The organism is Salmonella sp. SAL04196, assembly GCF_046550835.1.
GTDB classification, from domain to species: Bacteria; Pseudomonadota; Gammaproteobacteria; order Enterobacterales; family Enterobacteriaceae; genus Salmonella; species Salmonella enterica.
In genome coordinates this window covers 1,475,491-1,502,240 of the sequence record NZ_JBGDXE010000001.1, presented here as the reverse complement: position 1 = coordinate 1,502,240, position 26,750 = coordinate 1,475,491, and the positions used below count along the sequence as shown (strand labels likewise).

The window sequence follows — 26,750 nt, the reverse complement described above, 5'->3', positions numbered from 1 at the left end:
GAGATGAAAAGGTTATGTTATTTTGTAAATTCAGACTGGTACTTTGATTTACATTGGACAGAACGTGCGATAGCGGCAAGGGATGCGGGTTATGAAATTCATATCATAAGTCATTTTATTGGTGAAGAGATTATAAAAAAATTCAAAACGCTTGGTTTTATTTGTCACAATGTGTCTCTTGTTGCTCAGTCATTTAATATGTTTGTTTTTTTTAGAGCATTCCTTAACGCTCGGAAAATTATTAAAGAGATTAATCCTGACTTATTGCATTGTATTACGCTCAAACCTTGTCTGATTGGTGGGGTTAGCGCCAGGAGAAGTAATAGTCCAGTTGTTATCAGCTTTGTCGGACTTGGTCGAATCTTTTTATATAATACCGTGCCAATGAGAATATTGCGTGCGTTAACCGTTTTGGTTTACAAATACATTGCCGGTAATAAGCGTGGTGTTTTTGTTTTTGAACATGATAAAGATCGACGAAAAATATCGCGTTTAGTAGGTATTGATTATCATAAAACCATCGTTATCGAAGGTGCTGGAATTAACCCGGATATTTATAAATTCTCTATAGAGAAAAAACATGAGATACCGATAGTCCTTTTTGCAAGCCGAATGTTATGGAGTAAAGGTCTTGGCGATCTCATTGAAGCAAAAAAGATCCTCAGACAAAAAAATATTCATTTTGTTTTAAATGTTGCAGGTATATTGGCCGAGGACGATAAAGATGCTATCCCTTTGGAGCTCATTCATCACTGGCATCATGAAGGGCTAATTAACTGGCTGGGACGCTCTTCGAATGTATATGAGCTTATTCAGAAATCGAATATCGTTGCATTACCATCTATTTATCCGGAAGGAGTACCACGGCTTTTATTAGAGGCATCATCTGTAGGACGTGCATGTATTGCTTATGATACCGGCGGATGTGATAGCTTGATTATTCATAACTATAATGGGTTGATCGTGAAAAGTAATTCAGCTCAGGAGTTAGCGGTAGAATTAGAGTATTTGTTAAAAAATCCACAGATTCGCTTAGAGATGGGGGCGAATGGAAGAAAACGTGTAAAGGAATTGTTTTCCAGCATATTAGTCATTAATAAGACATTGCAAATTTATAAAGACACTATTGGTTGCTAACACCATAAAGTGCTTATGAAGTGGGTCAGTGTTTAGATAAATAGTATGTAAATATTATAGAAAATAAATAAGTTATATTTTCATATCGTTAAAGAATAAGTTCTTCAGGTAAAGGTGACACGGAAACAATGAATGATTTGAAAGAAGCTCTGGCCAGGCACCAACTTTGGATTTCGCTAGGTTGGAATGATGTCCTGGGACGATACCGGCGATCGGTGTTAGGGCCTTTTTGGATAACGATTTCGATGGGGGTCACCATATCAGCAATGGGACCTCTTTACGGTTCGCTGTTCAGTTCTGGTTCCGAAAATTTTATCATGCATCTTACTTTAGGTATGATCTTTTGGGCCTTTCTATCAGCAACTATTAATGAGTCATGCGGAATATTTAATGAGTCCGCATCAATTATTAAACAATCTGACCTTCCGCTATATTTATATATATTACGTGTTTTCTATCGGCAGTTTATGATTATGTTGCATAATTTTATCATTATACCTTTCGTGATTTTTTTTACCAATACATCGGTAAATCTTGATATTCTCCTTTTTATACCTGCAATTATAATAACATCCATCTCATTAATTTCTACAGGTATGATTCTCGCCATTTTTTGCACAAGATATCGTGATATGGGACCGGTTGTTCAAAGTGTAGTAACGTTGTGTTTTTTTATAACTCCTATCATCTGGACATCGGAACAATTACCAAAGGGAAGAAAGGAATTTGTTGATTATAATATTTTTTATTACTTTATGGAGATGCTCAGGAAACCACTAATGGGAACTGTACCAGATGTAACTATATGGTTTTACACAATAATAACCTCTATTATTATGTTGATGGTCTCAACCTTAGTGTTGACTAAATATCGCTCAAGAATCGTATACTGGTTATAATTAATGAAAATCTCTTGCAAAAACGTTGGCGTAATACTCCCCATATTTAACTCCAGCCACCGTTCATTTAAAAAAACTTTTCTACAGGCTGCTTCAGGTGGACGAATTGGCTCATCGAATACCGGGATTATTGAAGTAGAGGCATTAAAAAAAATTGATTTTACGCTTACCGAAGGTAACCGTCTTGCGCTTATTGGACACAATGGTTCGGGCAAAACAACTCTTCTGAGAGTACTTGCAGGGGCCTATAAACCAACTTCAGGGAAGTATGAATGTATCGGTCGAGTCACCAGCCTCATTGATCCCATGATGGGAATGGATGGTGAGCTTACCGGCCTGGAAAATATAAAACTGAGAGGACTATTTCTCGGTCTGTCAAAAAATGAAATAAAAAATATTACAGAAGATGTCATCGAGTTCAGCGAGTTAGGTGATTTTATTAAAGTCCCCGTTAGAACGTATTCTAGTGGTATGGTTCTGAGGCTTGGTTTTTCTATTTCCACTGCAATCAATCCTGAAATTTTACTGATGGATGAATGGATGAGCGTGGGTGATAGTGATTTTAAAAGAAAAGCAGAGATGAGATTAAATAGCTTTATCTCTAAAGCGGGCATTATGGTAATGGCCACTCACGATGATGAACTGGCTAAATCTGTATGTAATAAGTTCATCAGGCTTGAGCACGGTGAGATAGTTAGCAAAGGCGGATTTTAATATTCTTATTGCAGTATTTATATCACTACGCGGTGAGTAATTTACTATTTTATAATAGCGTTACCCCGGATAATATAAATTTATAGGTTCGTTATGTATTTTTTACTTCAAAAAGTAATTTTACCAAACATTGATCTATGCACGGAAGAGCAGCTTTATTTCAGAACTCAGGGCGGGAAGTATAACTATACCTCACGTAACTTACTTGTTCCGCGTCATAAGGTTGCATGTTTTGATACTTTTTTTAATGCATTCTCAGTTAAGAAATGGAAAAAATATACAACCTTAACATCACTTTTTTTGCGGGTTAATATAATTGGTCGCGGAACTATAAACGTAAGGCACAAAGAGAATGGTGTCATTAGAGTATTAAAACAAATTGATTTTAAATCGTCATGCAATATTAGTGATGAGATTGAGATTGATATATCAAAAATAAATTTCGGATATATCTATGTGGAGTGGCAATCAGACGAAGACTCTGTTTTAAATGGATTTGAATTTCTGACTAAAGATCATGTTAGTAAATCATCTATGGCTTTAGTTATAACAACTTATAATAGAAAAGAAGCTGTTACTAAAACAATCAATAGAATTAATAAAACACTCTTAACCCAGAGCGAATTTAAAGATCGTTTTAAATTGATTGTCGTTAATAATGGCGAGGCGATTAATCACCCGTCAGGAAACGGCATTATGGTTATCAATAATGAAAACCTCGGTGGTTCAGGCGGGTTTATGAGAGGTTTGATAGAGGCAGGGAAAATCAACGATGTCAAACATGTCATATTTATGGATGACGACGGCTCATGTGAAATTGAATCGATTTGTCGAACTCATGCTTTTTTACTGATGGCTAAAGACAAAAATACAGTTGTTACTGGCTGTATGCTTTTTGAGGATAACCCGGCAATCATACATGAATCTGGTGCCATATGGCATAGAGATTTTTTACATTACCCGGATAAACATTATCTGGATGCTCGGGAAATAGATTCTTTAGATACTTTTGATAATGAAAGAAAAATAGGCTACGGTGGATGGTGGTTTTTTGCCTTTAATATTAACGCTATTGAATATTACTCATTTCCTTTCTTTGTTCGTGGTGATGACCTGCTATTTGGATATATGCATAAAAAACATAATATTGTCACACTTAATGGTGTGGCTTCGTGGCAAATGGATTTTGAAAGAAAAATATCGGTTCTAAATAGCTATTTGAACTTCAGGACTGTTGCTGTACCTGCATTAATTAGTAAAAGAAAGTTTGCTGCACTACTGTTAAGTGTTTTCTTTGTGAGGGAAGTCTTTCTTGCGAGTTTTTCATGCCGCTATGAACTTGCCAGAGCAATGATTATGTCATATAACGATTGTCTTTCTGGGCGGGAGTTTTGGGAAGATAATGTAGATCTTCTGGAGATAAGAAAAAGAATTAATGCAATAACTCATAATGAAAAATTCAATGTAGAAGGTATTGATATTGTTAATGGTTGTGTTGATTACCCATGTTCTGGTAAAGAAAAAGCCATCTACAAATTTTTTAGATGCATAACCCTTAATGGACACTTAATTCCAGCTTTCTTTTTAATTAAAAAACCAATCGTGGTTGATTATCGTCATTATCACCCTACTAAGTTTTCATTCCGGAGAATTACTATCTATCATTTAAATATAGAAAATGGCAAATTATTAAAACTTACCCACTCAAAAATGGAGTTTTTTAAAGTTATTATTAATGGTTTGTTTACGGCAGTCAAAAATTTTTATCGGTTTAAATCTGCAAAAAAAGAGATGAAAAATAGTTTGCCCTATCTTACCTCAAAGCTCTTTTGGTATAAAAAATTCAATAAAAAATCTGAAGATAAATATTAAACATGATGTAAGTGGTGTTGATGAGAATTATACCGATTTTTTAATTATATGACTATGATAATCTTAGGTATGGTTCTGTTGCTACACCTTATCTGGTGTCAGTCTAATAAAATATTATAATCCTTACCCAATGTCAGCATTCATTCATAGGGTGTTAATTTTTATATATACCGTAAAACGCGAAATCAGAATATGGAAAAGAGTCTTTTAGTTATTGTCCGACATAAACCTGGGCGTACTCGTCTATTAATGCGGGCCTTGCAATCCATTAATGACCAGACGTTCAAAAAAATAAATATCATCATTTTCTGCATGGAGGAAGAATTGAAATGTCACAATGTGGATGATTTTTATCTGAAAGAACTGTCAAATATATATAGTGTTATCTACGACGAAAACTTTATCTTTAATGCTATTAAGATGTCTGAATCTAATTATTTATGCTTTATGGATGATGACGATTCCTGGGCCCCTGAATATGTGTCAAGGCTACTCAGTGTTTTGGCGAATATACAGTCAATGTATTCATCTGTAAATGCAATAGCATGCCATACAAATAAAGTTGCTGAGATTGCGGAAAATAATAGAATAATTATAAATTCAACGCAACCATGGAACCACTATTTAAATGCTGGCCCTGTTAGTTTTGATGTTATTTATTACAGGAATTCTATTCCACTTTCCTCGTGTTTATTCGATAAAAATTCTGTTATCGATGTGATTGAAAGTCATAAATTATCCTCTCCTGCATTTTTCTGGCCTTTTTTTATTCATTACCTGGCAGAAAATGATGTTTGGATCTTACCTGAAGCACTGGCATTTTATCATTTCAGAGAAAATGATGACTTTGAATTTGGCAATTATACCGTAATTAACAATGAGTTATTTGATATAGAATGCAAAATTGCAGAAAATAAAATGATGAGAAGTATTGATGACTCATCATTGCTCAATGTGTTACTTTCAAATATTGCTAACAATAGTCTTTTTCATAAAATTTCTTATATTGAAAATAAGATTAAATAAAATATGGATATGAACTTTAAAAAATACAAGACCGTAAGCTTTGATATCTTTGATACATTGGTTAGCCGGAGGATTTACCGTCCCAGAGATTTGTTTTCATTAATGCAATCAACTTTAGCAACTGAGAACTTTTTTATATCAGCGTACGAGATTGGTATTATTGATAATTTCCCAGAGATAAGAGTTCAGGCGGAAGTAAGTGCCAGAGAGAATAGGGTCAGGCGTTTTGGCGGCGAGCCGGAAATACTTATATCTGAAATATACGATGAAATTTTAAAAAAGCATCCGCAGCTTTCACCAGCGACAGTAAAAAAGATAATCGATCTGGAAATACAAATGGAGAAGATTGTTTTATATAAAAATGCGCGTGGAAGCTGTTTGTTTGAAAAGGCTATTAGTGATGGTTGTAAAGTCATTTTAATTAGTGATATGTACCTTCCATCAGCAATATTAAAGGAGTTGTTAACATCATGTGGCTATGATATCAGTAACATTCCAGTTTACTCATCTGGCGAAGAGCGGTACTCTAAAAATAGTGGTAAATTATTTTCAATAGTCAAGAAAAATGAAAATGTAGATATTGCATCATGGATGCATGTTGGCGACAATGTTCATGCTGATATTCTGAATGCTAAAAAACTCGGCATAAATACTCTCCATGCTGATTGGTCAGAGTATAATCATGGGGTATCTAATCATTGGAAAACTAAAGATATTATTGGTGAATCTATTTGTAAGACTTTATTACTTAAACAAGTTTCTGCTTTCCATCAAAATGATCCTTTAAACGAGATAGGATTTAAAGTATTTGGTCCGTTATTATTAGGTTATGTATCCTGGTTAGCGAATCAGTTAAAGATTCATAAAATTGATAAAGCGCTTTTTTTAGCACGCGATGCTCACTTAATCTATAAAATTTATAATGAATACTTTTCAGAAGAACATGTAAAATGTGAATATTTATATATATCCCGCGCATCAGCTTATATGGTGGGGATGACTGATTGGCCGATGCACAGGATTTGGCATCTTTTTGGTGGTAAGAATAAGAAAAGTATTAAAAAGATACTTGCTATCGCGGGGTTAGATGCGAGTGAGCATATTTCAGATATACATCATGTTGGCTTTCCTGACGAGGAATATATTCCTGTTTCAGGAGAGGAACATAAGGTTCACTGGCTTATAAATAAATTATTTCCATATATTTTATTAAAAAATACTCAGCACAGGGAAGTTTACGCTGATTACTTTAAAACGGCCTGTGAAGGTTATAAAAATATAGCACTTATCGATGTAGGGTGGATGGGTAATATTCAATCAGTATTTGCTCGTTCTTTAGGTGCGCAATGGGCAGAAAAACAAATACATGGGTTTTATTTGGCAACTTTTGTTGGCGCCAATGATAACCGATCTATTTATAATAAGATGTTTGGTTGGCTAACTAACTATGGCCATCCCCACGATAAGTGTGATCTTTTCTTATCAGGAGGGGTGGAAATAATGGAGTTTGCTATGGCTGACAATACCGGGTCAACAATTGGTTATAAAAAAACGGATAATGGAATAATTCCTGTACGTGAGGATAGCAGTGGTTCTGAAATTGAGTATTTAAAAAAAGCGGCAAGATTGCAATCAGGGATTATTTCTTTTTTTGAGTACGTCAAACCGCTCATACAAAAAGAAAATTATGCAGCACTTAGTAGTGTTGTATTGTCAGAACCTTTTTTTGAATTGATAGCCAGACCCTCAAGCGCTCAACTGGACGCCTTATCTTCCCTCACACATTCAGAGTCCGCGGGATCTAACGCAGAAAGAATCGTGCTAGCCAAAAAACTGCCTTTAAAGGATAAACTTTTTCCCGGAGAAAAGTATATCAAAGAGTTGAATGCCAGTTATTGGAAAGAAGGCTTTAAAAGGATCAACAGAAAAAAATTTTGGGCAAAATATAACTAAGCGTCATTTAATTCCAGTAGGCAGACAATCATTATTGGGCGCTTGCCCGACAAGGGCTGAGTCGATTATGCCCTGGCGCGATCACGTTAACCCTGACGGGGAAGTGGTCTCGTGCTGCGATAATGTTATTATCACTGGATACCACCGCTTGTTTGTCCATCCGCTGTGGATGTTCATTATGGCGTTCGATGTGCATTCCAGATAGTCAGAGGCGGTGTAGTCCATTAATCAACTGTTAACAAAGGATATTATCATGCCTGAAGGCCCGGAAATTCGTCGTGCGGCGGATAATCTGGAGGCGGCAATCAAAGGCAAACCCTTAACCGATGTCTGGTTTGCCTTTGCACAGTTAAAACCGTATGAATCGCAGCTTACCGGTCAAATTGTTACCCGGATAGAGACGCGGGGAAAAGCGTTATTGACCCACTTTTCAAATGGCCTGACGCTCTACAGCCACAACCAACTCTATGGCGTATGGCGGGTGATCGACACTGGTGAAATACCGCAGACCACGCGTATATTGCGCGTCAGGCTACAAACGGCGGATAAAACTATACTGCTTTATAGCGCGTCTGATATCGAAATGCTGACAGCAGAGCAGCTCACGACGCACCCCTTTTTACAGCGAGTCGGTCCGGATGTGCTGGACGCGCGTCTCACTCCGGAAGAGGTTAAAGCTCGATTGCTGTCGCCGCGTTTTCGCAACCGACAATTTTCCGGACTGTTGCTGGATCAGGCCTTTCTGGCGGGATTGGGGAATTATCTGCGCGTTGAAATCCTCTGGCAGGTAGGGTTAACCGGACAGCATAAAGCGAAAGATCTCAACGAGGCGCAACTGAATGCGCTTTCTCACGCGCTGTTGGATATTCCGCGCCTGTCCTACACGACTCGCGGTCAGGCGGATGAAAACAAGCATCATGGCGCACTGTTTCGCTTTAAGGTTTTCCACCGTGACGGCGAAGCGTGCGAGCGGTGTGGCGGCATTATTGAAAAGACAACACTGTCCTCACGCCCGTTTTACTGGTGCCCGCATTGCCAGAAATAGCCGGAACCGCCATCGGCGAGCGGCTATTGCCTGATGGCGCGACGCTTATCAGTCCTACAAAGGTTGTCTGGGCGCATAGGTTGATATAAAACGGGCCACTGCTGGCCCAGTTAACAGAATGCTGAACAGCCGTAGGGTTTGCATTGCCATGATGAGCGCCATATCGGCACTGCTTCCTGCCGCGATCGCGGCAACCGTATCCAGACCCCCGGGACTGGTGGCGAGATAAGCCGTCATAAAATCAATCTGCATGTAGTAAGCCATTCCCCACGCCATCGCGGCGCAAATCGCCATCAGCGCGAAAATTGACAATAAGATTTGCGGCAATGGCCGCAGCGCCATAAAAAACACCTGTCTGTCAAAACCCAGCCCAATACGCCAGCCTATCGCCATATACGCCACGGCCAGCAGCCATTCGGGTAATTCAATCTCAATGATGCCTTGCGAATGGAGAAGCGCGCCTGCCAACATGGGGAGCAGCATCGTGCCGGAAGGGATACGCATCAGGCGACCGGCAATGCCCGCCACGATCGCTAATAGCAGCGTCGTCAATAAATTACCGCTAAGCGGCGGAAACCAGATCACCTGTTGGCTGACCGCTGCCGCGCTGTCGCCGAGTATCAGGCGTGTCACCAGCACCGCCGCGCCAGCCACAAACAGTACCCGTAGATACTGCATAAACGCCACCAGGCGGATATCCGCCCCGTAATCTTGCGCCATCGCTACCATTGCCGCTGCGCCGCCCGGCGATGACCCCCATGCGCCGGTGTTGCCGGGCAGCGAGCTGTAGCGTACCAGCAGCCAGCCGACTATCGCGCTGGAAAGCAGCGTCACCAGCAACACTAAAAGCACGACCGGCCAGTAGAGGGCGAGGGTGGTCAATATCGAACCGGTTAGATTTTGGGCGATCATACAGCCGAGAATCGCCTGTGCGGCGAGAAAAATACCGCGCGGAAGTTGTAGCGTACTACCTCGCAAACTCAACACGATACCCGCAATCATTGGACCGAGCAGCATCGCCGCCGGAAGGTGCAGATAGAGAAAAATAAGGGAAATGAGCAGCGATAACAGGAACAACAAAAACCACTGCAGAATCGGCATTCCATGCTCCCTGAATGATATTTAGCGAAACCTTAATTAATCATAGAGAGTAACGGGGTAAGAATAAAATAATGAGGATAAGAAAAAAGGGAAAATGTAACGGATGGCGAGGGTTGCGTCGCCATCCGGTTGTCAATTAACGCTTCAGCGCCGATTTAAAGTCGCGTTTATCGTAGCCGGTATACAGCTGACGAGGACGGGCGATTTTCATGCCATCAGTGTGCATTTCATTCCAGTGTGCAATCCAGCCAACGGTACGCGCCATGGCGAAGATCACGGTGAACATGGAGGACGGAATGCCCATCGCTTTCAGAATGATGCCGGAGTAGAAGTCTACGTTCGGGTACAGTTTCTTCTCGATGAAGTACGGGTCGTTCAGCGCAATGTGCTCAAGCTCCATCGCCACTTCCAGCAGATCATCTTTGGTGCCCAGCTCTTTCAGCACTTCGTGGCAGGTTTCACGCATCACGGTGGCGCGCGGATCGTAGTTTTTGTAAACACGGTGACCGAAGCCCATCAGGCGGAAAGAATCATTCTTGTCTTTCGCACGACGAACAAATTCCGGAATGTGTTTAACAGAGCTGATTTCTTCCAGCATTTTCAGCGCGGCTTCGTTTGCGCCGCCGTGCGCGGGTCCCCACAGGGAGGCGATCCCGGCGGCAATGCAGGCGAACGGGTTGGCGCCGCTTGAACCTGCGGTACGTACCGTTGACGTAGAGGCGTTCTGCTCATGGTCAGCGTGCAGGATCAGAATACGGTCCATCGCGCGCTCCAGTACCGGATTCACTTCATAGGTTTCACACGGCGTGGAGAACATCATGTTCAGGAAGTTACCGGCGTAGGAAAGGTCGTTGCGCGGATAAACAAACGGCTGACCGATGGAATATTTGTAACACATCGCCGCCATGGTCGGCATTTTGGACAGCAGGCGGAACGCCGCGATTTCACGGTGGCGCGGATTGTTCACATCCAGCGAGTCGTGGTAGAACGCCGCCAGCGCGCCAGTGATCCCGCACATTACCGCCATCGGATGTGAGTCGCGACGGAAAGCATGGAACAGGCGAGTGATTTGCTCATGGATCATCGTATGGCGGGTGACTGTCGTTCTGAACTCGTCATACTCTTCCTGCGTCGGTTTTTCGCCGTACAGCAGGATGTAACAGACTTCCAGATAGTTGGAATCGGTAGCAAGCTGGTCAATCGGGAAACCGCGATGCAACAAAATGCCTTCGTCGCCGTCGATGAAGGTGATTTTAGATTCGCAGGATGCGGTAGAGGTGAAACCAGGGTCAAAAGTAAAAACTCCTTTTGAACCGAGACTACGAATATCAATAACATCTTGACCGAGTGTACCTTTTAGCACATCCAGTTCAATAGCAGTGTCACCAGTAAGGGTGATTTTTGCCTTTGTATCAGCCATTTACGGTCTCCTTAGCGCCTTATTGCTTAAGACTGCCGGAACTCAGACTTGCCTTCTCCACGTCACCTTCCCTGTCGTTAGCGCAGGGAAGATTCTGTGTATGCATCAATCAACCGTTACCAGTTTGTTATTTGGCTCGCCGCTCTGTGAAAGAGGGGATGACCTGGGTACAGAGCAATGGGCGCTTGCAGGTAACGGATTGATTAATTTCGAATTAGCAGCAAATCAGGAACGTAGCAATCCGAGTAATGTAACCTGTCTATCACTAATAACTGTCCTGAAAGAATGGGTCAATATCATTGTACTGTTGCATAACTTATTAACAGGTGAAAGAGTGACCCCATAACTTTTACGCATTATATGCTTTTTCTGGTGTTGTTTGTAACAATTTTGTTTAATGTTTGTCAAATCAGATGATTGAAAATTAAAAAAATGTTGTTATCGTGACCTGTGTCACTGTTCAGGATAAAACCTGACAAACTATATGTAGGTTAATTGTAATGATTTTGTGAACGTCCTATACTGCCGCCAGGTCTCCGGAATACCCTGCAATCCCGAGCCACCCAGCGTTGTAACGTGTCGTTTTAGCTACTGGAAGCAGTGTTTTACATGACGCGCAGTTATAGAAAGGACGCTGTCTGACCCGCACGCAGACCGGAGGAAGGAAATCCCGTCGTCTTTCTGGCTACAGGTAGATTCACCTCTGTAACCGAAGTCTTAAGGGAATAATAAGAACAGCATGTGGGCGTTATTCATGATAAGAAATGTGAAAAAACAAAGACCTGTCAATCTGGATCTACAAACGATTCGGTTCCCCATCACAGCGATAGCGTCCATTCTCCATCGCGTATCCGGTGTGATTACTTTCATCGCCGTCGGCATACTACTGTGGCTACTGGGCACCAGCCTCTCTTCTCCGGAAGGATTCCAGCAGGCCGCCGACATTATGGACGGCTTCATCGTTAAATTTATCATGTGGGGCATCCTTACCGCGCTGGCGTATCACGTCATCGTGGGAATTCGTCACATGTTAATGGATTTTGGCTATCTGGAAGAAACATTCGAAGCGGGTCAACGCTCTGCCAAAATCTCTTTTGTTATCACTGTCGTGCTTTCACTTCTCGCAGGAGTCCTCGTATGGTAAGCAACGCCTCCGCATTAGGACGCAATGGCGTACATGACTTCATCCTGGTCCGTGCTACCGCTATCGTTCTGACGTTATACATCATCTACATGGTGGGTTTTTTCGCCACGAGCGGCGAACTGACCTTTGAAGCCTGGACCGGTTTCTTCTCATCGGCCTTCACCAAAGTCTTCACCCTGCTGGCGCTTTTTTCCATCTTGATTCATGCCTGGATCGGCATGTGGCAGGTGTTAACCGACTACGTTAAACCACTAGCAGTGCGTCTGATACTGCAACTCGTTATTGTTGTTGCGCTGGTGGTTTACGTCATCTATGGATTTGTTGTGGTGTGGGGTGTGTAATGAAACTGCCAGTCAGAGAATTTGATGCTGTTGTGATTGGTGCCGGTGGCGCAGGTATGCGCGCGGCGCTGCAAATTTCCCAAAGCGGCCAAACCTGTGCGCTGCTCTCGAAAGTCTTCCCGACCCGTTCCCATACCGTTTCCGCGCAGGGCGGTATCACCGTGGCGCTCGGCAATACCCATGAAGATAACTGGGAATGGCACATGTACGACACCGTTAAGGGGTCGGACTACATTGGTGACCAGGATGCCATCGAATATATGTGTAAGACCGGACCGGAAGCGATTCTGGAACTGGAGCACATGGGGCTACCGTTCTCCCGTCTTGATGATGGACGTATCTATCAGCGCCCGTTCGGCGGCCAGTCGAAAAACTTTGGCGGCGAGCAGGCGGCACGTACCGCGGCAGCGGCTGACCGTACCGGTCACGCCTTGCTACATACGCTGTATCAACAGAATTTGAAAAACCACACCACGATTTTCTCCGAATGGTATGCGCTGGATCTGGTGAAAAACCAGGATGGCGCGGTGGTGGGGTGTACCGCACTGTGCATCGAAACCGGTGAAGTGGTGTACTTCAAAGCCCGCGCGACGGTGCTGGCGACCGGCGGCGCAGGCCGTATCTACCAGTCCACCACCAACGCTCATATCAATACCGGTGACGGTGTCGGTATGGCGCTGCGTGCCGGTGTCCCGGTGCAGGACATGGAAATGTGGCAGTTCCACCCGACCGGTATCGCCGGGGCGGGCGTGCTGGTGACAGAAGGCTGCCGCGGCGAAGGCGGTTACCTGCTGAACAAACACGGCGAGCGCTTTATGGAGCGTTATGCGCCGAACGCCAAAGACCTGGCGGGTCGTGACGTGGTGGCGCGTTCCATCATGATCGAAATCCGTGAAGGTCGCGGCTGTGATGGTCCGTGGGGGCCGCACGCTAAACTGAAACTGGATCACCTGGGTAAAGAGGTGCTGGAATCTCGCCTGCCGGGTATCCTGGAGCTGTCCCGCACATTTGCCCACGTTGACCCGGTGAAAGAGCCGATTCCGGTTATCCCGACCTGCCACTACATGATGGGCGGTATTCCGACTAAAGTGACCGGTCAGGCGCTGACCGTGAACGAGCAGGGCGAAGATGTGGTGATTCCGGGGCTGTTTGCGGTAGGCGAAATCGCCTGTGTATCGGTTCACGGCGCCAACCGTCTGGGCGGTAACTCACTGCTGGATCTGGTGGTCTTTGGCCGTGCGGCGGGGCTGCATTTACAGGAATCCATCGCCGAGCAGGGCGTGCTGCGCGACGCCAGCGAGTCTGACGTTGAAGGTTCTCTGGAGCGCCTGAATCGCTGGAACAATAACCGCAATGGCGAAGATCCGGTGGCTATCCGCAAAGCGTTGCAGGAGTGTATGCAGCATAACTTCTCCGTATTCCGTGAAGGCGACGCGATGGCGAAAGGGCTTGAGCAGTTGAAAGTGATCCGCGAGCGTCTGAAAAACGCCCGTCTGGATGACACGTCCAGCGAGTTTAATACCCAGCGTGTTGAGTGTCTGGAGCTGGATAACCTGATGGAAACCGCCTACGCCACTGCCGTATCAGCCAACTTCCGGACGGAAAGCCGCGGCGCGCATAGCCGCTTCGATTTCCCGGAGCGTGATGATGCCAACTGGTTGTGTCATACCCTGTATCAACCGCAAACGGAATCCATGACGCGCCGAAGCGTCAATATGGAACCGAAACTGCGTCCGGCGTTCCCGCCGAAGATTCGTACTTATTAATTGCGGAGACAGGATGATGAAACTCGAATTTTCGATTTATCGTTATAACCCGGATGTCGATAACGCTCCGCGTATGCAGGACTACACCCTGGAAGGCGAAGAAGGGCGTGACATGATGCTGCTGGATGCGTTAATCCAGCTTAAAGAAAAAGATCCCAGCCTTTCTTTCCGCCGTTCCTGCCGCGAAGGCGTGTGTGGTTCTGATGGTTTGAATATGAACGGTAAGAATGGTCTGGCCTGTATTACCCCTATTTCGGCGCTGACTCAGCCGGGTAAGAAGATTGTGATTCGCCCGCTACCCGGTTTGCCGGTGATCCGCGATTTGGTGGTAGACATGGGGCAATTCTACGCACAATATGAGAAGATTAAGCCTTACTTATTGAATAATGGGCAAAATCCACCGGCTCGTGAGCATCTGCAGATGCCGGAGCAGCGTGAAAAACTCGATGGGCTGTATGAATGTATTCTTTGCGCCTGTTGCTCAACATCCTGCCCGTCATTCTGGTGGAACCCGGATAAGTTTATCGGTCCGGCGGGTCTGCTCGCGGCGTATCGCTTCCTGATCGATAGCCGTGATACCGAGACCGATAGTCGTCTGGAAGGGATGAGCGATGCATTCAGCGTATTCCGCTGTCACAGCATTATGAACTGCGTCAGTGTATGTCCTAAGGGACTGAACCCGACGCGCGCTATCGGCCATATTAAGTCGATGCTGTTGCAGCGTAGTGCGTAAGTAGTTGTAGTGGTTGCCGGATGGCGACGTACCGTCTTATCCGGCCTACAGGCGCAATCCCGTAGGCCTGATAAGCGCAGCGCCATCAGGCAATAGAAGTGCAGGAAACCTCTAAAAACTGCCATATGATTAGTAATAATCGAGATGTTCAGAGCGAGACAAGGCGCGGTCTGAACGAATCTTCGGGAGCATAGTTAACTATGTGACCGGAGTGAGCGAAGGCCGCAACGCAGTCGTAGCCTGAACAGCGAAGATTATTAGACAGTTTTTAAAGGTTCCTTAGCGGACGCAGATGACACGACAGTCCGCAACAAGTGAACCCCGGCACGCATACAGCGTATGCGTGGTTAGTATCCACGGCGAAATACTCGTCATAGATCACGTTGCATGTGCGTTGGCTGCACTTGCTCACCCCGGTCACTTACTGGATGTAAGCTCCCAGGGATTCGCAAGCTTGCCGCCTTCCTGAAACGTGACCTATTTAGAGTATTAAATAAGCAGAAAAGATGCTTAAGGGATCACGATGCAGAACAGCGCTTTGAAAGCCTGGTTGGACTCTTCTTACCTCTCTGGTTCGAATCAGAGCTGGATAGAACAGCTCTATGAAGACTTCTTAACCGATCCTGACTCGGTAGACGCTAACTGGCGTTTGACGTTCCAGCAGTTACCTGGTACCGGAGTCAAACCGGATCAACTCCATTCAAAAACACGTGAATATTTCCGGCGGCAGGCGTTGGCTGGCTCACGTCACTCTTCTACGATTTCCGACCCTGACACCAATGTGAAGCAGGTTAAAGTCCTGCAGCTTATCAACGCTTATCGTTTCCGTGGCCATCAGCATGCAAACCTCGATCCGCTGGGACTGTGGAAACAAGAACGCGTGGCGGATCTGGATCCTTCTTTCCATGATTTGACCGAGGCCGATTTCCAGGAAACCTTCAATGTCGGCTCCTTTGCCAGCGGCAAAGAGACGATGAAGCTGGGCGAGCTGCTCGACGCGCTCAAACAGACCTACTGCGGCCCGATTGGCGCTGAGTATATGCACATCACCAGCACCGAAGAGAAACGCTGGATCCAACAGCGCATCGAATCCGGTCGCGCGGCCTTTAGCGCTGACGAGAAAAAACGCTTCCTGAACGAGCTGACCGCCGCTGAAGGGCTGGAACGTTATCTGGGTGCCAAATTCCCGGGTGCGAAACGTTTCTCGCTCGAGGGGGGAGATGCGCTGATACCCATGCTGAAAGAGATGGTTCGCCATGCGGGTAACAGCGGCACTCGCGAAGTGGTGCTGGGGATGGCGCACCGCGGTCGCCTGAACGTGCTGATCAACGTACTGGGTAAAAAACCGCAGGATCTGTTCGACGAATTTGCCGGTAAGCATAAAGAACATCTGGGTACCGGCGACGTGAAGTATCACATGGGCTTCTCGTCAGATATCGAAACCGAAGGCGGTCTGGTTCACCTGGCGCTGGCGTTTAATCCATCGCATCTGGAAATTGTGAGCCCGGTGGTGATGGGCTCCGTGCGCGCCCGTCTGGACAGACTGGACGAACCGAGCAGCAACAAAGTGTTGCCGATCACTATTCACGGCGACGCCGCGGTGACCGGCCAGGGCGTGGTTCAGGAAACCCTGAACATGTCGAAAGCGCGCGGTTACGAAGTGGGCGGTACGGTACGTATCGTTATCAACAACCAGGTGGGTTTCACCACCTCTAACCCACTGGATGCGCGTTCAACGCCTTACTGCACCGATATCGGTAAAATGGTCCAGGCGCCGATTTTCCACGTCAATGCGGACGATCCGGAAGCCGTAGCTTTTGTGACCCGTCTGGCGCTGGACTTCCGTAATACCTTTAAACGCGATGTGTTCATCGATCTGGTGTGCTACCGCCGTCACGGCCACAACGAAGCCGACGAGCCAAGCGCAACCCAGCCGCTGATGTACCAGAAAATCAAAAAGCATCCGACGCCGCGTAAAATCTACGCCGACAAACTGGAAGCTGATAAGGTCGCAACGCTGGAAGATGCCACCGAAATGGTCAACCTCTATCGCGATGCGCTGGATGCAGGCGAATGCGTGGTGAAAGAGTGGCGTCCGATGAATATGCACTCGTTCACCTGGTCGCCGTATCTAAACCACGAATGGGATGAAGCATACCCGAACAAGGTAGAAATGAAGCGCCTGCAGGAGCTGGCAAAACGTATCAGCACCGTGCCGGAAGCCATTGAAATGCAGTCTCGCGTGGCGAAAATTTATGGCGACCGTCAGGCAATGGCGGCAGGCGAGAAATTGTTTGACTGGGGCGGCGCGGAAAATCTGGCTTACGCCACGCTGGTCGATGAAGGCATTCCGGTGCGCCTGTCCGGGGAAGACTCTGGTCGCGGCACCTTTTTCCATCGTCATGCGGTGATCCACAACCAGACGAACGGCTCAACGTATACGCCGTTGCAGCATATTCACAGCGGTCAGGGACAGTTTAAAGTCTGGGACTCCGTGCTGTCTGAAGAAGCGGTGCTGGCTTTTGAATACGGTTATGCCACGGCGGAACCACGTACCCTGACTATCTGGGAAGCGCAGTTTGGCGATTTTGCCAACGGCGCGCAGGTGGTGATTGACCAGTTCATCTCCTCCGGCGAGCAGAAATGGGGTCGGATGTGCGGTCTGGTGATGCTGTTGCCGCACGGCTATGAAGGGCAGGGGCCGGAGCACTCCTCCGCGCGTCTGGAACGTTATCTGCAACTTTGCGCCGAGCAGAATATGCAGGTTTGCGTGCCGTCCACTCCGGCGCAGGTCTACCATATGCTGCGCCGTCAGGCGCTGCGCGGGATGCGTCGTCCGCTGGTGGTGATGTCGCCGAAATCGCTGCTGCGTCACCCGCTGGCGGTTTCCACGCTTGATGAACTGGCGAACGGTTCCTTCCAGCCGGCCATTGGCGAAATTGACGAGCTGGACCCTAAAGCCGTAAAACGCGTGGTAATGTGTTCTGGTAAGGTTTATTACGACCTGCTGGAACAACGTCGCAAAAACGACCAGAAAGATGTCGCTATCGTGCGCATCGAACAGCTCTATCCGTTCCCGCATAAAGCGGTGCAGGAAGCGCTGCAACCATACGCTCACGTCCATGATTTTGTCTGGTGCCAGGAAGAGCCGCTCAACCAGGGCGCATGGTACTGCAGCCAGCATCATTTCCGTGAAGTGATTCCGTTTGGGGCCGCTCTGCGTTATGCAGGTCGCCCGGCCTCCGCCTCTCCGGCGGTAGGGTATATGTCCGTTCACCAGAAACAGCAACAAGATCTGGTTAATGACGCGCTGAACGTCGATTAAATAAAGGATAAATAATGAGTAGCGTAGATATTCTTGTTCCCGACCTGCCTGAGTCCGTAGCGGACGCGACCGTCGCCACCTGGCATAAAAAACCGGGCGATGCGGTTGTTCGTGACGAAGTGCTGGTAGAAATCGAAACTGACAAAGTGGTACTGGAAGTACCGGCATCAGCGGACGGCATTCTGGATGCGGTTCTGGAAGAAGAGGGGACGACTGTCACCTCTCGCCAGATCCTGGGTCGCCTGCGTGAAGGCAACAGCGCGGGTAAAGAGACCAGCGCGAAATCTGAAGAGAAAGCGTCTACGCCGGCACAGCGCCAGCAGGCGTCGCTGGAAGAACAAAACAACGATGCGCTCAGCCCGGCGATCCGTCGCCTGCTGGCTGAACACAATCTGGAAGCCAGCGCCATTAAAGGCACTGGTGTGGGTGGGCGTCTGACCCGTGAAGATGTGGAAAAACATCTGGCGAAAGGCGAGTCTAAAGCACCCGCTGTTGAACCTGCAGCACAACCCGCTCTGGGCGCGCGCGGCGAAAAACGCGTGCCAATGACCCGCCTGCGTAAGCGCGTGGCCGAGCGTCTGCTGGAAGCGAAAAATTCCACCGCCATGCTGACGACCTTCAATGAAGTCAACATGAAGCCGATTATGGATTTGCGTAAGCAGTATGGCGAAGTGTTTGAAAAACGTCATGGTATCCGCCTGGGCTTTATGTCCTTCTACGTGAAAGCGGTAGTGGAAGCGCTGAAGCGTTATCCGGAAGTGAACGCCTCTATCGACGGCGATGACGTGGTGTATCACAACTACTTTGATGTGAGCATGGCGGTGTCTACGCCGCGCGGCCTGGTCACGCCGGTCCTGCGTGACGTGGATACGCTGGGCATGGCTGACATTGAGAAAAAAATTAAAGAACTGGCTGTCAAAGGCCGCGACGGCAAGCTGACCGTAGAAGACCTGACCGGCGGTAACTTTACCATTACCAACGGCGGCGTATTCGGTTCGCTGATGTCTACCCCGATCATCAACCCGCCGCAGAGCGCGATTCTGGGAATGCATGCTATTAAAGACAGGCCGATGGCGGTGGATGGCAAGGTAGAAATCCTGCCGATGATGTACCTGGCGCTCTCTTACGATCATCGCCTGATCGATGGTCGCGAATCCGTGGGCTTCCTGGTCACCATCAAAGAGTTGCTGGAAGATCCGACCCGTCTGCTGTTGGACGTGTAGTCAGCAAGAGCATCACCTGCTACCTGTAGGCCGGACAAGGCGTTCACGCCGCCATCCGGCGATGGTGTAATGCCTGATGGCGCGCAGCTTTCAGGCCTACAGGTCTAAAGATAACGATTACCTGAAGGATGGACAGAACACATGAACTTACATGAATATCAGGCAAAACAACTTTTTGCCCGCTATGGCTTACCGGCGCCGGTGGGTTATGCCTGTACTACTCCGCGTGAAGCCGAAGAAGCCGCGTCTAAAATCGGCGCCGGCCCGTGGGTAGTGAAATGTCAGGTTCACGCTGGCGGCCGCGGCAAAGCGGGCGGTGTGAAGGTAGTAAAAAGCAAGGAAGAGATTCGCGCCTTTGCGGAAAACTGGCTGGGCAAACGTCTGGTGACCTATCAAACAGACGCTAATGGCCAACCGGTAAACCAGATTCTGGTTGAAGCGGCGACCGACATCGGCAAAGAACTGTACCTCGGCGCGGTAGTTGACCGTAGTTCTCGTCGCGTGGTCTTTATGGCGTCTACCGAAGGCGGCGTAGAGATCGAAAAAGTCGCGGAGGAAACCCCGCATCTGATCCATAAAGTCGCGCTCGATCCGCTGACCGGCCCGATGCCGTATCAGGGGCGTGAACTGGCGTTCAAACTGGGTCTGGAAGGTAAACTGGTGCAGCAGTTCACCAAAATCTTTATGGGCCTGGCAACCATTTTCCTTGAGCGCGACCTGGCGCTAATCGAAATTAATCCGCTGGTGATCACTAAGCAGGGCGATCTGATTTGCCTCGACGGCAAGCTGGGCGCTGACGGCAACGCGCTGTTCCGCCAGCCGGATCTGCGTGAAATGCGTGACCAGTCTCAGGAAGATCCGCGTGAAGCGCAGGCGGCGCAGTGGGAACTGAACTACGTCGCGCTGGACGGCAACATCGGTTGCATGGTGAACGGCGCGGGCCTGGCGATGGGCACTATGGACATCGTTAAGCTGCATGGCGGCGAACCGGCTAACTTCCTTGACGTGGGCGGCGGCGCAACCAAAGAGCGCGTCACCGAAGCGTTTAAAATCATCCTCTCGGATGACAACGTGAAAGCGGTTCTGGTTAACATCTTCGGCGGTATCGTCCGTTGTGACCTGATTGCCGACGGTATCATCGGCGCGGTGGAAGAAGTGGGCGTGAATGTTCCGGTGGTGGTGCGTCTGGAAGGCAACAACGCCGAACTCGGCGCGAAGAAACTGGCTGACAGTGGCCTGAATATTATTGCAGCGAAAAGTCTGACGGATGCAGCTCAGCAGGTTGTTGCCGCAGTGGAGGGGAAATAATGTCCGTTTTAATTAATAAAGATACCAAGGTTATCTGCCAGGGCTTTACCGGTAGCCAGGGGACTTTCCACTCCGAACAGGCGATTGCTTACGGTACGCAAATGGTCGGCGGCGTAACGCCGGGCAAAGGCGGCACTACGCATCTGGGTCTGCCGGTGTTCAACACCGTGCGCGAAGCGGTAGAAGCTACCGGTGCGACTGCATCCGTTATCTACGTCCCGGCGCCGTTCTGCAAAGACTCCATTCTGGAAGCGATCGACGCAGGCATCAAACTGATTATCACCATCACCGAAGGTATTCCGACGCTGGATATGCTGACCGTGAAAGTGAAGCTGGACGAAGCGGGCGTACGCATGATCGGCCCGAACTGCCCAGGTGTGATCACCCCGGGCGAATGCAAAATCGGCATCATGCCGGGTCACATTCATAAGCCGGGTAAAGTGGGTATCGTTTCCCGTTCCGGCACGCTGACCTATGAAGCGGTTAAGCAGACCACCGACTACGGTTTCGGCCAGTCCACCTGTGTGGGTATCGGCGGTGACCCGATTCCGGGCTCTAACTTCATCGACATCCTGAAACTGTTCCAGGAAGATCCGCAGACTGAAGCGATCGTGATGATCGGCGAGATCGGCGGTAGCGCAGAAGAAGAAGCGGCGGCTTATATTAAAGACCACGTGACCAAGCCGGTTGTTGGCTATATCGCGGGTGTTACCGCGCCGAAAGGCAAGCGTATGGGCCACGCTGGCGCCATCATTGCCGGTGGTAAAGGCACTGCGGATGAAAAATTCGCCGCGCTGGAAGCCGCGGGCGTGAAAACCGTTCGCAGCCTGGCCGATATCGGCGAAGCGCTGAAAGCAATTATAAAATAAAACTCGCTGTTCCTGCGGGAACAGATAAATGTCCGTTTTCGACATGGTTGGCCACCTTTACGGTGGCCTTTTTTATGGCTTTATTGTTTGTGGCAAAGTACGGGTGAAGCATCCGGGATATAAAATTATTGGCTTTGTAAATATTGAACTATAGGAAAATAATGCCTCATTAAAAAACATGGTGGAGTCTAAAAATAATTGATAATAACCGTCTGGCAGCGGCAGTAAATTTACTCAGTTTGCCGGTTAACTCTTTTGCAGCAAATACAGATGCTGTCTTAGTGAAAGACCTGCCGACCTCACTGGAGACGGATTATGCGCTTTCCGCCATGAAAAAAACGCATTGCAGTATTACACTATGTTGACGCTAACCTCTATAGTAAATTGACGCTTGACTCTGTGGCCGCGCATGTTTGCCTGAGCGCGAACTACATGTCTCCTCAGATGTATCGCGCTTACACAGACTGCTTGTTTAATGGCAGAATAAAACAGCTATTTTAATCATAAGAGTACCGGCATTATTTCCCTGAAGTATTAAAGATATCGTTTAATAAATTATATGAACTTTTGCTGGTTAAAAGAGGTTAACTTTAAAAATTATTAAGAACTTATTGACACTATTCGTTCGTGATTAATCATGTTTAAAGGGTATTTATGGCTGCGAATAAACAGAATTATCACTATGAGTGACGTAGAAATTGAGGGTAAATCTGTGAAGGTGATAACAGAATCTTCACTATAATAATTATAGAGAGGCAAATACGGTGTTATTGAAATAAAGAAAAATTAGCGAATAAAATGTTTGTTTCTGGCTATCTGGAAAGCTTATTAGCGATAATTAAGGCGATAACCTGGCAAGATGATCCTGGCCGTTAGTCGTCGGGAAAGGGAAGTTGGGGCAGGGTAATCCCGGTGGGATGATGGCGCGTGTGCAATGAGATAGTTTCTTTGCGGTGTTAATTATAAGTAAAATAAAAATAGACTAAATGTATAAAATAATAAGTGTTGATAACCTACAGAAAAAATCTGTGAGCTATTTAGCAATAATTGAACATCAATGTGGAATGTTTTTTACTGGATGAGGGGCAGTAAAAAACGCACAAAATGTTTAGCCTTACCGAATAAGCCTCTTTTTACAGGGGGTTTGAAATTACTCTTTGCAAAAACAAAAAGTTAACAAAAAATTCACCATGCATTCAATGAATAAACATTATTAACATTAACTTCAAAAATTGATTTTAATCAATATTTAAATGTTGGAAAAGAGCATCAAAACTGGTTAAATTGTCCGTGATCAAATTCCCTGAAAAGCGATAGATTAGCCATAAATTGATCGCTGTCGAAAAAAGCAAATCTGACCCACTAAAAACCTGTTTATTGTAAGGGTTTTACGGCGTAATATATTTGCGGGATCAATTTGGGTTTTTTATTAACATGTTTGTAACCTTTCATCATTACTGTTTCCTTCCCGAGGGGATAGTACGATGGAAGGCCGCAAATAAATTTGTATTGGGGCATGCGTGTGACCCTTTCTAACGGGGTTCACTCTCGGAGTCTTCATGCGATGAGCAAGGAGTCATGATGTTAGATATAGTCGAACTGTCGCGCTTACAGTTTGCCTTGACCGCGATGTACCACTTCCTGTTTGTGCCGCTAACGCTCGGTATGGCGTTCCTGCTGGCCATTATGGAAACGGTATACGTCCTTTCCGGCAAACAGATTTATAAAGATATGACCAAGTTCTGGGGCAAGTTGTTTGGTATCAACTTTGCTCTGGGTGTGGCTACCGGTTTGACCATGGAGTTCCAGTTCGGGACAAACTGGTCGTACTACTCCCACTATGTTGGGGACATCTTCGGTGCGCCGCTGGCCATCGAAGGTTTGATGGCCTTCTTCCTCGAATCCACCTTTGTAGGTCTGTTCTTCTTCGGCTGGGATCGTCTGAGTAAAGTTCAGCATATGTGCGTCACCTGGCTGGTGGCTCTGGGGTCCAACCTCTCCGCGTTGTGGATTCTGGTAGCGAACGGCTGGATGCAAAACCCAATCGCTGCGGATTTCAATTTCGAAACCATGCGTATGGAAATGGTGAGCTTCTCTGAACTGGTGCTGAACCCGGTAGCACAGGTGAAATTTGTTCACACTGTGGCGTCCGGCTATGTCACCGGCGCGATGTTCATCCTCGGTATCAGCGCTTACTACATGCTGAAAGGTCGTGACTTCGCCTTTGCTAAACGCTCCTTTGCTATTGCCGCCAGCTTCGGTATGGCTGCCGTACTGTCCGTTATCGTACTCGGCGACGAATCCGGTTACGAAATGGGCGACGTGCAGAAAACCAAGCTCGCTGCGATTGAAGCTGAATGGGAAACGCAACCTGCTCCGGCCTCCTTTACCTTGTTCGGTATTCCTGACCAGGACAAACAGGAAAACCATCTGGCGATTCAGATCCCTTATGCGCTCGGTATTATCGCTACGCGTTCCGTGGACACGCCGGTTATTGGCCTGAAAGATCTCATGGTTCAGCATGAAGAGCGTATCCGTAACGGGATGAAAGCCTATGAACTGCTGGAGCAGCTGCGCGCCGGTTCTACCGACCAGGCCGTTCGCGACCAGTTCAACAGCATGAAGAAAGATCTCGGTTACGGCCTGCTGCTGAAACGCTATACGCCTAATGTGACTGACGCGACCGAAGCGCAGATCCAGCAAGCGACGAAAGATTCCATTCCTCGCGTTGCGCCGCTGTACTTCGCTTTCCGTATCATGGTGGCGTGCGGCTTCCTGCTGCTGGCGATCATCGCACTTTCCTTCTGGAGCGTGATTCGTAACCGCATCGGTGAGAAAAAATGGCTGTTGCGCGCGGCGCTGTACGGTATTCCACTGCCGTGGATTGCGGTTGAAGCAGGTTGGTTCGTCGCCGAGTATGGTCGTCAGCCGTGGGCGATCGGCGAAGTGTTGCCGACAGCCGTGGCGAACTCATCGCTGACCGTGGGCGATCTGCTGTTCTCCATGTTCCTGATTTGCGGCCTGTATACCCTGTTCCTGGTGGCAGAATTGTTCCTGATGTTCAAATTTGCACGCCTTGGCCCAAGCAGCCTGAAAACCGGTCGCTATCACTTTGAGCAGTCCACCGTGACTTCTCAGCCGGCACGCTAAGACAGGAGTCGTCAAATGATCGATTATGAAGTACTACGTTTTATCTGGTGGCTGCTGGTTGGCATTTTGCTAATTGGTTTCGCTGTCACCGATGGGTTCGACATGGGGGTGGGGATGCTCACCCGTTTCCTCGGTCGTAACGACACCGAACGTCGAATTATGATTAACTCTATCGCCCCGCACTGGGACGGTAACCAGGTGTGGTTGATCACCGCGGGCGGCGCGTTGTTTGCTGCCTGGCCGATGGTTTACGCTGCGGCGTTCTCCGGTTTCTATGTGGCGATGATCCTGGTGCTGGCGTCGTTGTTCTTCCGTCCGGTCGGTTTTGATTACCGTTCCAAGATTGAAGACCCGCGCTGGCGCAACATGTGGGACTGGGGCGTGTTCATCGGTAGCTTTGTGCCGCCGCTGGTGATTGGCGTGGCCTTTGGCAACCTGTTGCAGGGCGTACCGTTCCATGTGGATGAGTATCTGCGTCTGTACTACACCGGTAACTTCTTCCAGTTGCTGAACCCGTTTGGTCTGCTGGCGGGTATCGTAAGCGTAGGCATGATCATCACGCAGGGGGCGACTTACCTGCAAATGCGTACCGTTGGCGAACTGCACCTGCGCGCGCGCGCCACCTCGCAGATTGCGGCGCTGGTGACATTAGTGTGCTTTGCGCTGGCGGGCGTTTGGGTAATGTATGGTATTGATGGTTATGTCGTGACATCCGCGATTGATCATCATGCCGCCTCTAACCCGCTGACTAAAGAAGTGGCGCGTGAAGCTGGCGCCTGGCTGGTGAACTTTAATAATGCTCCGATCCTGTGGTTGGTTCCGGCTCTGGGCGTGGTTCTGCCGCTGCTGACTATCCTGACTTCCCGTATGGAGAAAGGCGCGTGGGCATTCCTGTTCTCTTCGCTGACCCTGGCCTGCATTATTCTGACGGCGGGTATCGCTATGTTCCCGTTTGTGATGCCGTCCAGCACGATGATGAATGCCAGTCTGACCATGTGGGATGCGACATCCAGCCAGATGACGCTGAACCTGATGACCTGGGTTGCGGCGGTGTTCGTACCGATCATTCTGATCTACACCAGCTGGTGTTACTGGAAAATGTTCGGTCGTATCACTAAAGAACATATTGAAAGCAACACCCACTCTCTGTACTAAGTAAGGAGCTTAAAATGTGGTATTTCGCATGGATTCTGGGAACGCTTCTTGCCTGTGCATTCGGGATCATTACCGCCCTGGCGCTTGAGCACGTTGAAGCGGGTAAAACCGGTCAAGAAGAAAGCTAATGACCCATATTATCGCAAAACTGTATGCGGTAATGGACAAGCGCCCGTTAAGGGCGCTTTCCTTCGTGATGGCGATAGTGCTGGCAGGATGTATGTTCTGGGACCCGTCACGGTTTGCCGCCAGGACCAGCACGCTTGAAATCTGGCACGGATTACTGCTGATGTGGGCGGTTTGCGCAGGCATAATCCACGGCGTGGGTTTTCGCCCTGAATCCGTACACTGGCAAGGGATTTTTTGTCCGCTCCTTGCGGATATTGTCCTTATCGTCGGCCTGATTTTCTTCTTCTTGTGAATAAGAAACCTCCTTAAAAATATAGGGGCTTGCATAAGCCCATATATTTTTACTCTCCCTTAACTTCCCCCCATTCCCAAGCCTCATTCCCGCGCGTATAGTAGCAACGTTTAAAAGCTCTACTTTTGTTGCATTACCGGGATGTAAA

Annotated in this window: 23 protein-coding genes; 21 read left to right on the top strand and 2 right to left on the bottom strand. The window is 47.5% G+C overall.

The annotated features are described in order from the left end of the window. Positions 1-3: 3 nt before the first annotated feature. The 8 genes from ACLJPE_RS07605 (at position 4) to nei (ending at position 8,646) form a co-directional block, all read left to right on the top strand. Positions 4-1,137: a glycosyltransferase family 4 protein gene (locus ACLJPE_RS07605; RefSeq protein ID WP_000824903.1), complete on the top strand. Its 1,134-nt coding sequence runs from the start codon at positions 4-6 to the stop codon at positions 1,135-1,137. Positions 1,138-1,265: 128 nt separating this feature from the next. Continuing rightward, the gene (locus ACLJPE_RS07600) at positions 1,266-2,036 is read left to right on the top strand and encodes an ABC transporter permease (protein ID WP_000998822.1); all 771 of its coding nucleotides are present in this window, start codon (positions 1,266-1,268) and stop codon (positions 2,034-2,036) included. Between the two features lie 3 nt (positions 2,037-2,039). Next, positions 2,040-2,750: an ABC transporter ATP-binding protein gene (locus ACLJPE_RS07595; RefSeq protein WP_001528845.1), complete on the top strand. Its 711-nt coding sequence runs from the start codon at positions 2,040-2,042 to the stop codon at positions 2,748-2,750. Positions 2,751-2,843: 93 nt separating this feature from the next. Beyond that, on the top strand, positions 2,844-4,622 hold the full coding sequence (locus ACLJPE_RS07590) for a glycosyltransferase (protein WP_001528777.1): 1,779 nt from the start codon (positions 2,844-2,846) through the stop codon (positions 4,620-4,622). Between the two features lie 192 nt (positions 4,623-4,814). After that, positions 4,815-5,648, top strand: coding sequence for a glycosyltransferase family A protein (locus tag ACLJPE_RS07585; RefSeq protein ID WP_023136709.1), 834 nt, complete (start codon positions 4,815-4,817; stop codon positions 5,646-5,648). Positions 5,649-5,705: 57 nt separating this feature from the next. Then, complete coding sequence (locus ACLJPE_RS07580; RefSeq protein ID WP_060635099.1) at positions 5,706-7,601, top strand: HAD family hydrolase; 1,896 nt, start codon at positions 5,706-5,708, stop codon at positions 7,599-7,601. 67 nt (positions 7,602-7,668) lie between these two features. After that, entirely contained in the window at positions 7,669-7,806 is a 138-nt protein-coding gene (locus tag ACLJPE_RS07575) for a hypothetical protein (RefSeq protein ID WP_001145917.1), read from the top strand. A gap of 48 nt (positions 7,807-7,854) precedes the next feature. Next, positions 7,855-8,646 (top strand): endonuclease VIII, encoded by a 792-nt coding sequence (nei, locus tag ACLJPE_RS07570; RefSeq protein ID WP_001113962.1) that lies wholly within the window; start codon positions 7,855-7,857, stop codon positions 8,644-8,646. Between the two features lie 54 nt (positions 8,647-8,700). Here the strand turns inward: nei and ACLJPE_RS07565 are convergent, their stop codons facing one another. Further along, positions 8,701-9,747: an AbrB family transcriptional regulator gene (locus tag ACLJPE_RS07565; RefSeq protein ID WP_001122054.1), complete on the bottom strand. Its 1,047-nt coding sequence runs from the start codon at positions 9,745-9,747 to the stop codon at positions 8,701-8,703. Positions 9,748-9,883: 136 nt separating this feature from the next. Next, on the bottom strand, positions 9,884-11,167 hold the full coding sequence (locus ACLJPE_RS07560; protein WP_000785811.1) for a citrate synthase: 1,284 nt from the start codon (positions 11,165-11,167) through the stop codon (positions 9,884-9,886). A gap of 100 nt (positions 11,168-11,267) precedes the next feature. Here ACLJPE_RS07560 and ACLJPE_RS07555 point away from each other — a divergent pair, with 100 nt between their 5' ends. The 13 genes from ACLJPE_RS07555 (at position 11,268) to ybgE (ending at position 26,602) form a co-directional block, all read left to right on the top strand. Next, positions 11,268-11,513, top strand: a complete 246-nt coding sequence (locus ACLJPE_RS07555) for a hypothetical protein (RefSeq protein ID WP_001539488.1) — start codon at positions 11,268-11,270, stop codon at positions 11,511-11,513. Between the two features lie 393 nt (positions 11,514-11,906). Continuing rightward, on the top strand, positions 11,907-12,311 hold the full coding sequence (sdhC, locus tag ACLJPE_RS07550) for a succinate dehydrogenase cytochrome b556 subunit (RefSeq protein WP_000263340.1): 405 nt from the start codon (positions 11,907-11,909) through the stop codon (positions 12,309-12,311). Beyond that, positions 12,305-12,652 (top strand): succinate dehydrogenase membrane anchor subunit, encoded by a 348-nt coding sequence (gene sdhD, locus ACLJPE_RS07545; RefSeq protein ID WP_000254356.1) that lies wholly within the window; start codon positions 12,305-12,307, stop codon positions 12,650-12,652. The genes sdhC and sdhD overlap by 7 nt, the downstream gene beginning before the upstream one ends. Further along, positions 12,652-14,418, top strand: coding sequence for a succinate dehydrogenase flavoprotein subunit (gene sdhA / locus ACLJPE_RS07540; protein WP_000775561.1), 1,767 nt, complete (start codon positions 12,652-12,654; stop codon positions 14,416-14,418). The genes sdhD and sdhA overlap by 1 nt, the downstream gene beginning before the upstream one ends. A gap of 16 nt (positions 14,419-14,434) precedes the next feature. After that, positions 14,435-15,151, top strand: a complete 717-nt coding sequence (gene sdhB, locus ACLJPE_RS07535) for a succinate dehydrogenase iron-sulfur subunit SdhB (RefSeq protein ID WP_001537859.1) — start codon at positions 14,435-14,437, stop codon at positions 15,149-15,151. Between the two features lie 523 nt (positions 15,152-15,674). Further along, entirely contained in the window at positions 15,675-18,476 is a 2,802-nt protein-coding gene (sucA, locus tag ACLJPE_RS07530; protein ID WP_001181500.1) for a 2-oxoglutarate dehydrogenase E1 component, read from the top strand. Between the two features lie 14 nt (positions 18,477-18,490). Next, a complete protein-coding gene (gene odhB, locus ACLJPE_RS07525; RefSeq protein ID WP_000099858.1) occupies positions 18,491-19,699 on the top strand; it encodes a 2-oxoglutarate dehydrogenase complex dihydrolipoyllysine-residue succinyltransferase in 1,209 nt (402 codons plus the stop codon). 141 nt (positions 19,700-19,840) lie between these two features. Beyond that, entirely contained in the window at positions 19,841-21,007 is a 1,167-nt protein-coding gene (gene sucC, locus ACLJPE_RS07520; RefSeq protein WP_001048590.1) for an ADP-forming succinate--CoA ligase subunit beta, read from the top strand. After that, positions 21,007-21,876 (top strand): succinate--CoA ligase subunit alpha, encoded by an 870-nt coding sequence (gene sucD / locus ACLJPE_RS07515; RefSeq protein WP_000114631.1) that lies wholly within the window; start codon positions 21,007-21,009, stop codon positions 21,874-21,876. Before sucC ends, sucD begins: the two co-directional genes overlap by 1 nt. Positions 21,877-23,457: 1,581 nt before the next feature. Continuing rightward, complete coding sequence (cydA, locus tag ACLJPE_RS07510; RefSeq protein ID WP_000884369.1) at positions 23,458-25,026, top strand: cytochrome ubiquinol oxidase subunit I; 1,569 nt, start codon at positions 23,458-23,460, stop codon at positions 25,024-25,026. 15 nt (positions 25,027-25,041) lie between these two features. Next, complete coding sequence (gene cydB, locus ACLJPE_RS07505) at positions 25,042-26,181, top strand: cytochrome d ubiquinol oxidase subunit II (protein ID WP_000568258.1); 1,140 nt, start codon at positions 25,042-25,044, stop codon at positions 26,179-26,181. A gap of 14 nt (positions 26,182-26,195) precedes the next feature. Further along, entirely contained in the window at positions 26,196-26,309 is a 114-nt protein-coding gene (gene cydX, locus ACLJPE_RS07500; protein ID WP_000270278.1) for a cytochrome bd-I oxidase subunit CydX, read from the top strand. Further along, positions 26,309-26,602 carry a cyd operon protein YbgE gene (gene ybgE / locus ACLJPE_RS07495; RefSeq protein WP_000148790.1) on the top strand — a complete coding sequence of 98 codons (294 nt, stop codon included), beginning with the start codon at positions 26,309-26,311 and terminating at the stop codon, positions 26,600-26,602. Before cydX ends, ybgE begins: the two co-directional genes overlap by 1 nt. Positions 26,603-26,750: the final 148 nt, after the last annotated feature.

Excerpts from the sequence above, each read along its gene's own strand:
- ACLJPE_RS07605 (WP_000824903.1), top strand. The coding sequence starts at position 4 with ATGAAAAGGTTATGTTATTTTGTAAATTCAGACTGGTACTTTGATTTA.
- ACLJPE_RS07600 (WP_000998822.1), top strand. The coding sequence starts at position 1,266 with ATGAATGATTTGAAAGAAGCTCTGGCCAGGCACCAACTTTGGATTTCG.
- ACLJPE_RS07595 (WP_001528845.1), top strand. The coding sequence starts at position 2,040 with ATGAAAATCTCTTGCAAAAACGTTGGCGTAATACTCCCCATATTTAAC.
- ACLJPE_RS07590 (WP_001528777.1), top strand. The coding sequence starts at position 2,844 with ATGTATTTTTTACTTCAAAAAGTAATTTTACCAAACATTGATCTATGC.
- ACLJPE_RS07585 (WP_023136709.1), top strand. The coding sequence starts at position 4,815 with ATGGAAAAGAGTCTTTTAGTTATTGTCCGACATAAACCTGGGCGTACT.
- ACLJPE_RS07575 (WP_001145917.1), top strand. The coding sequence starts at position 7,669 with ATGCCCTGGCGCGATCACGTTAACCCTGACGGGGAAGTGGTCTCGTGC.
- nei (WP_001113962.1), top strand. The coding sequence starts at position 7,855 with ATGCCTGAAGGCCCGGAAATTCGTCGTGCGGCGGATAATCTGGAGGCG.
- ACLJPE_RS07565 (WP_001122054.1), bottom strand. The coding sequence starts at position 9,747 with ATGCCGATTCTGCAGTGGTTTTTGTTGTTCCTGTTATCGCTGCTCATT.
- ACLJPE_RS07560 (WP_000785811.1), bottom strand. The coding sequence starts at position 11,167 with ATGGCTGATACAAAGGCAAAAATCACCCTTACTGGTGACACTGCTATT.
- ACLJPE_RS07555 (WP_001539488.1), top strand. The coding sequence starts at position 11,268 with ATGCATCAATCAACCGTTACCAGTTTGTTATTTGGCTCGCCGCTCTGT.
- sdhC (WP_000263340.1), top strand. The coding sequence starts at position 11,907 with ATGTGGGCGTTATTCATGATAAGAAATGTGAAAAAACAAAGACCTGTC.
- sdhD (WP_000254356.1), top strand. The coding sequence starts at position 12,305 with ATGGTAAGCAACGCCTCCGCATTAGGACGCAATGGCGTACATGACTTC.
- sdhA (WP_000775561.1), top strand. The coding sequence starts at position 12,652 with ATGAAACTGCCAGTCAGAGAATTTGATGCTGTTGTGATTGGTGCCGGT.
- sdhB (WP_001537859.1), top strand. The coding sequence starts at position 14,435 with ATGAAACTCGAATTTTCGATTTATCGTTATAACCCGGATGTCGATAAC.
- sucA (WP_001181500.1), top strand. The coding sequence starts at position 15,675 with ATGCAGAACAGCGCTTTGAAAGCCTGGTTGGACTCTTCTTACCTCTCT.
- odhB (WP_000099858.1), top strand. The coding sequence starts at position 18,491 with ATGAGTAGCGTAGATATTCTTGTTCCCGACCTGCCTGAGTCCGTAGCG.
- sucC (WP_001048590.1), top strand. The coding sequence starts at position 19,841 with ATGAACTTACATGAATATCAGGCAAAACAACTTTTTGCCCGCTATGGC.
- sucD (WP_000114631.1), top strand. The coding sequence starts at position 21,007 with ATGTCCGTTTTAATTAATAAAGATACCAAGGTTATCTGCCAGGGCTTT.
- cydA (WP_000884369.1), top strand. The coding sequence starts at position 23,458 with ATGTTAGATATAGTCGAACTGTCGCGCTTACAGTTTGCCTTGACCGCG.
- cydB (WP_000568258.1), top strand. The coding sequence starts at position 25,042 with ATGATCGATTATGAAGTACTACGTTTTATCTGGTGGCTGCTGGTTGGC.
- cydX (WP_000270278.1), top strand. The coding sequence starts at position 26,196 with ATGTGGTATTTCGCATGGATTCTGGGAACGCTTCTTGCCTGTGCATTC.
- ybgE (WP_000148790.1), top strand. The coding sequence starts at position 26,309 with ATGACCCATATTATCGCAAAACTGTATGCGGTAATGGACAAGCGCCCG.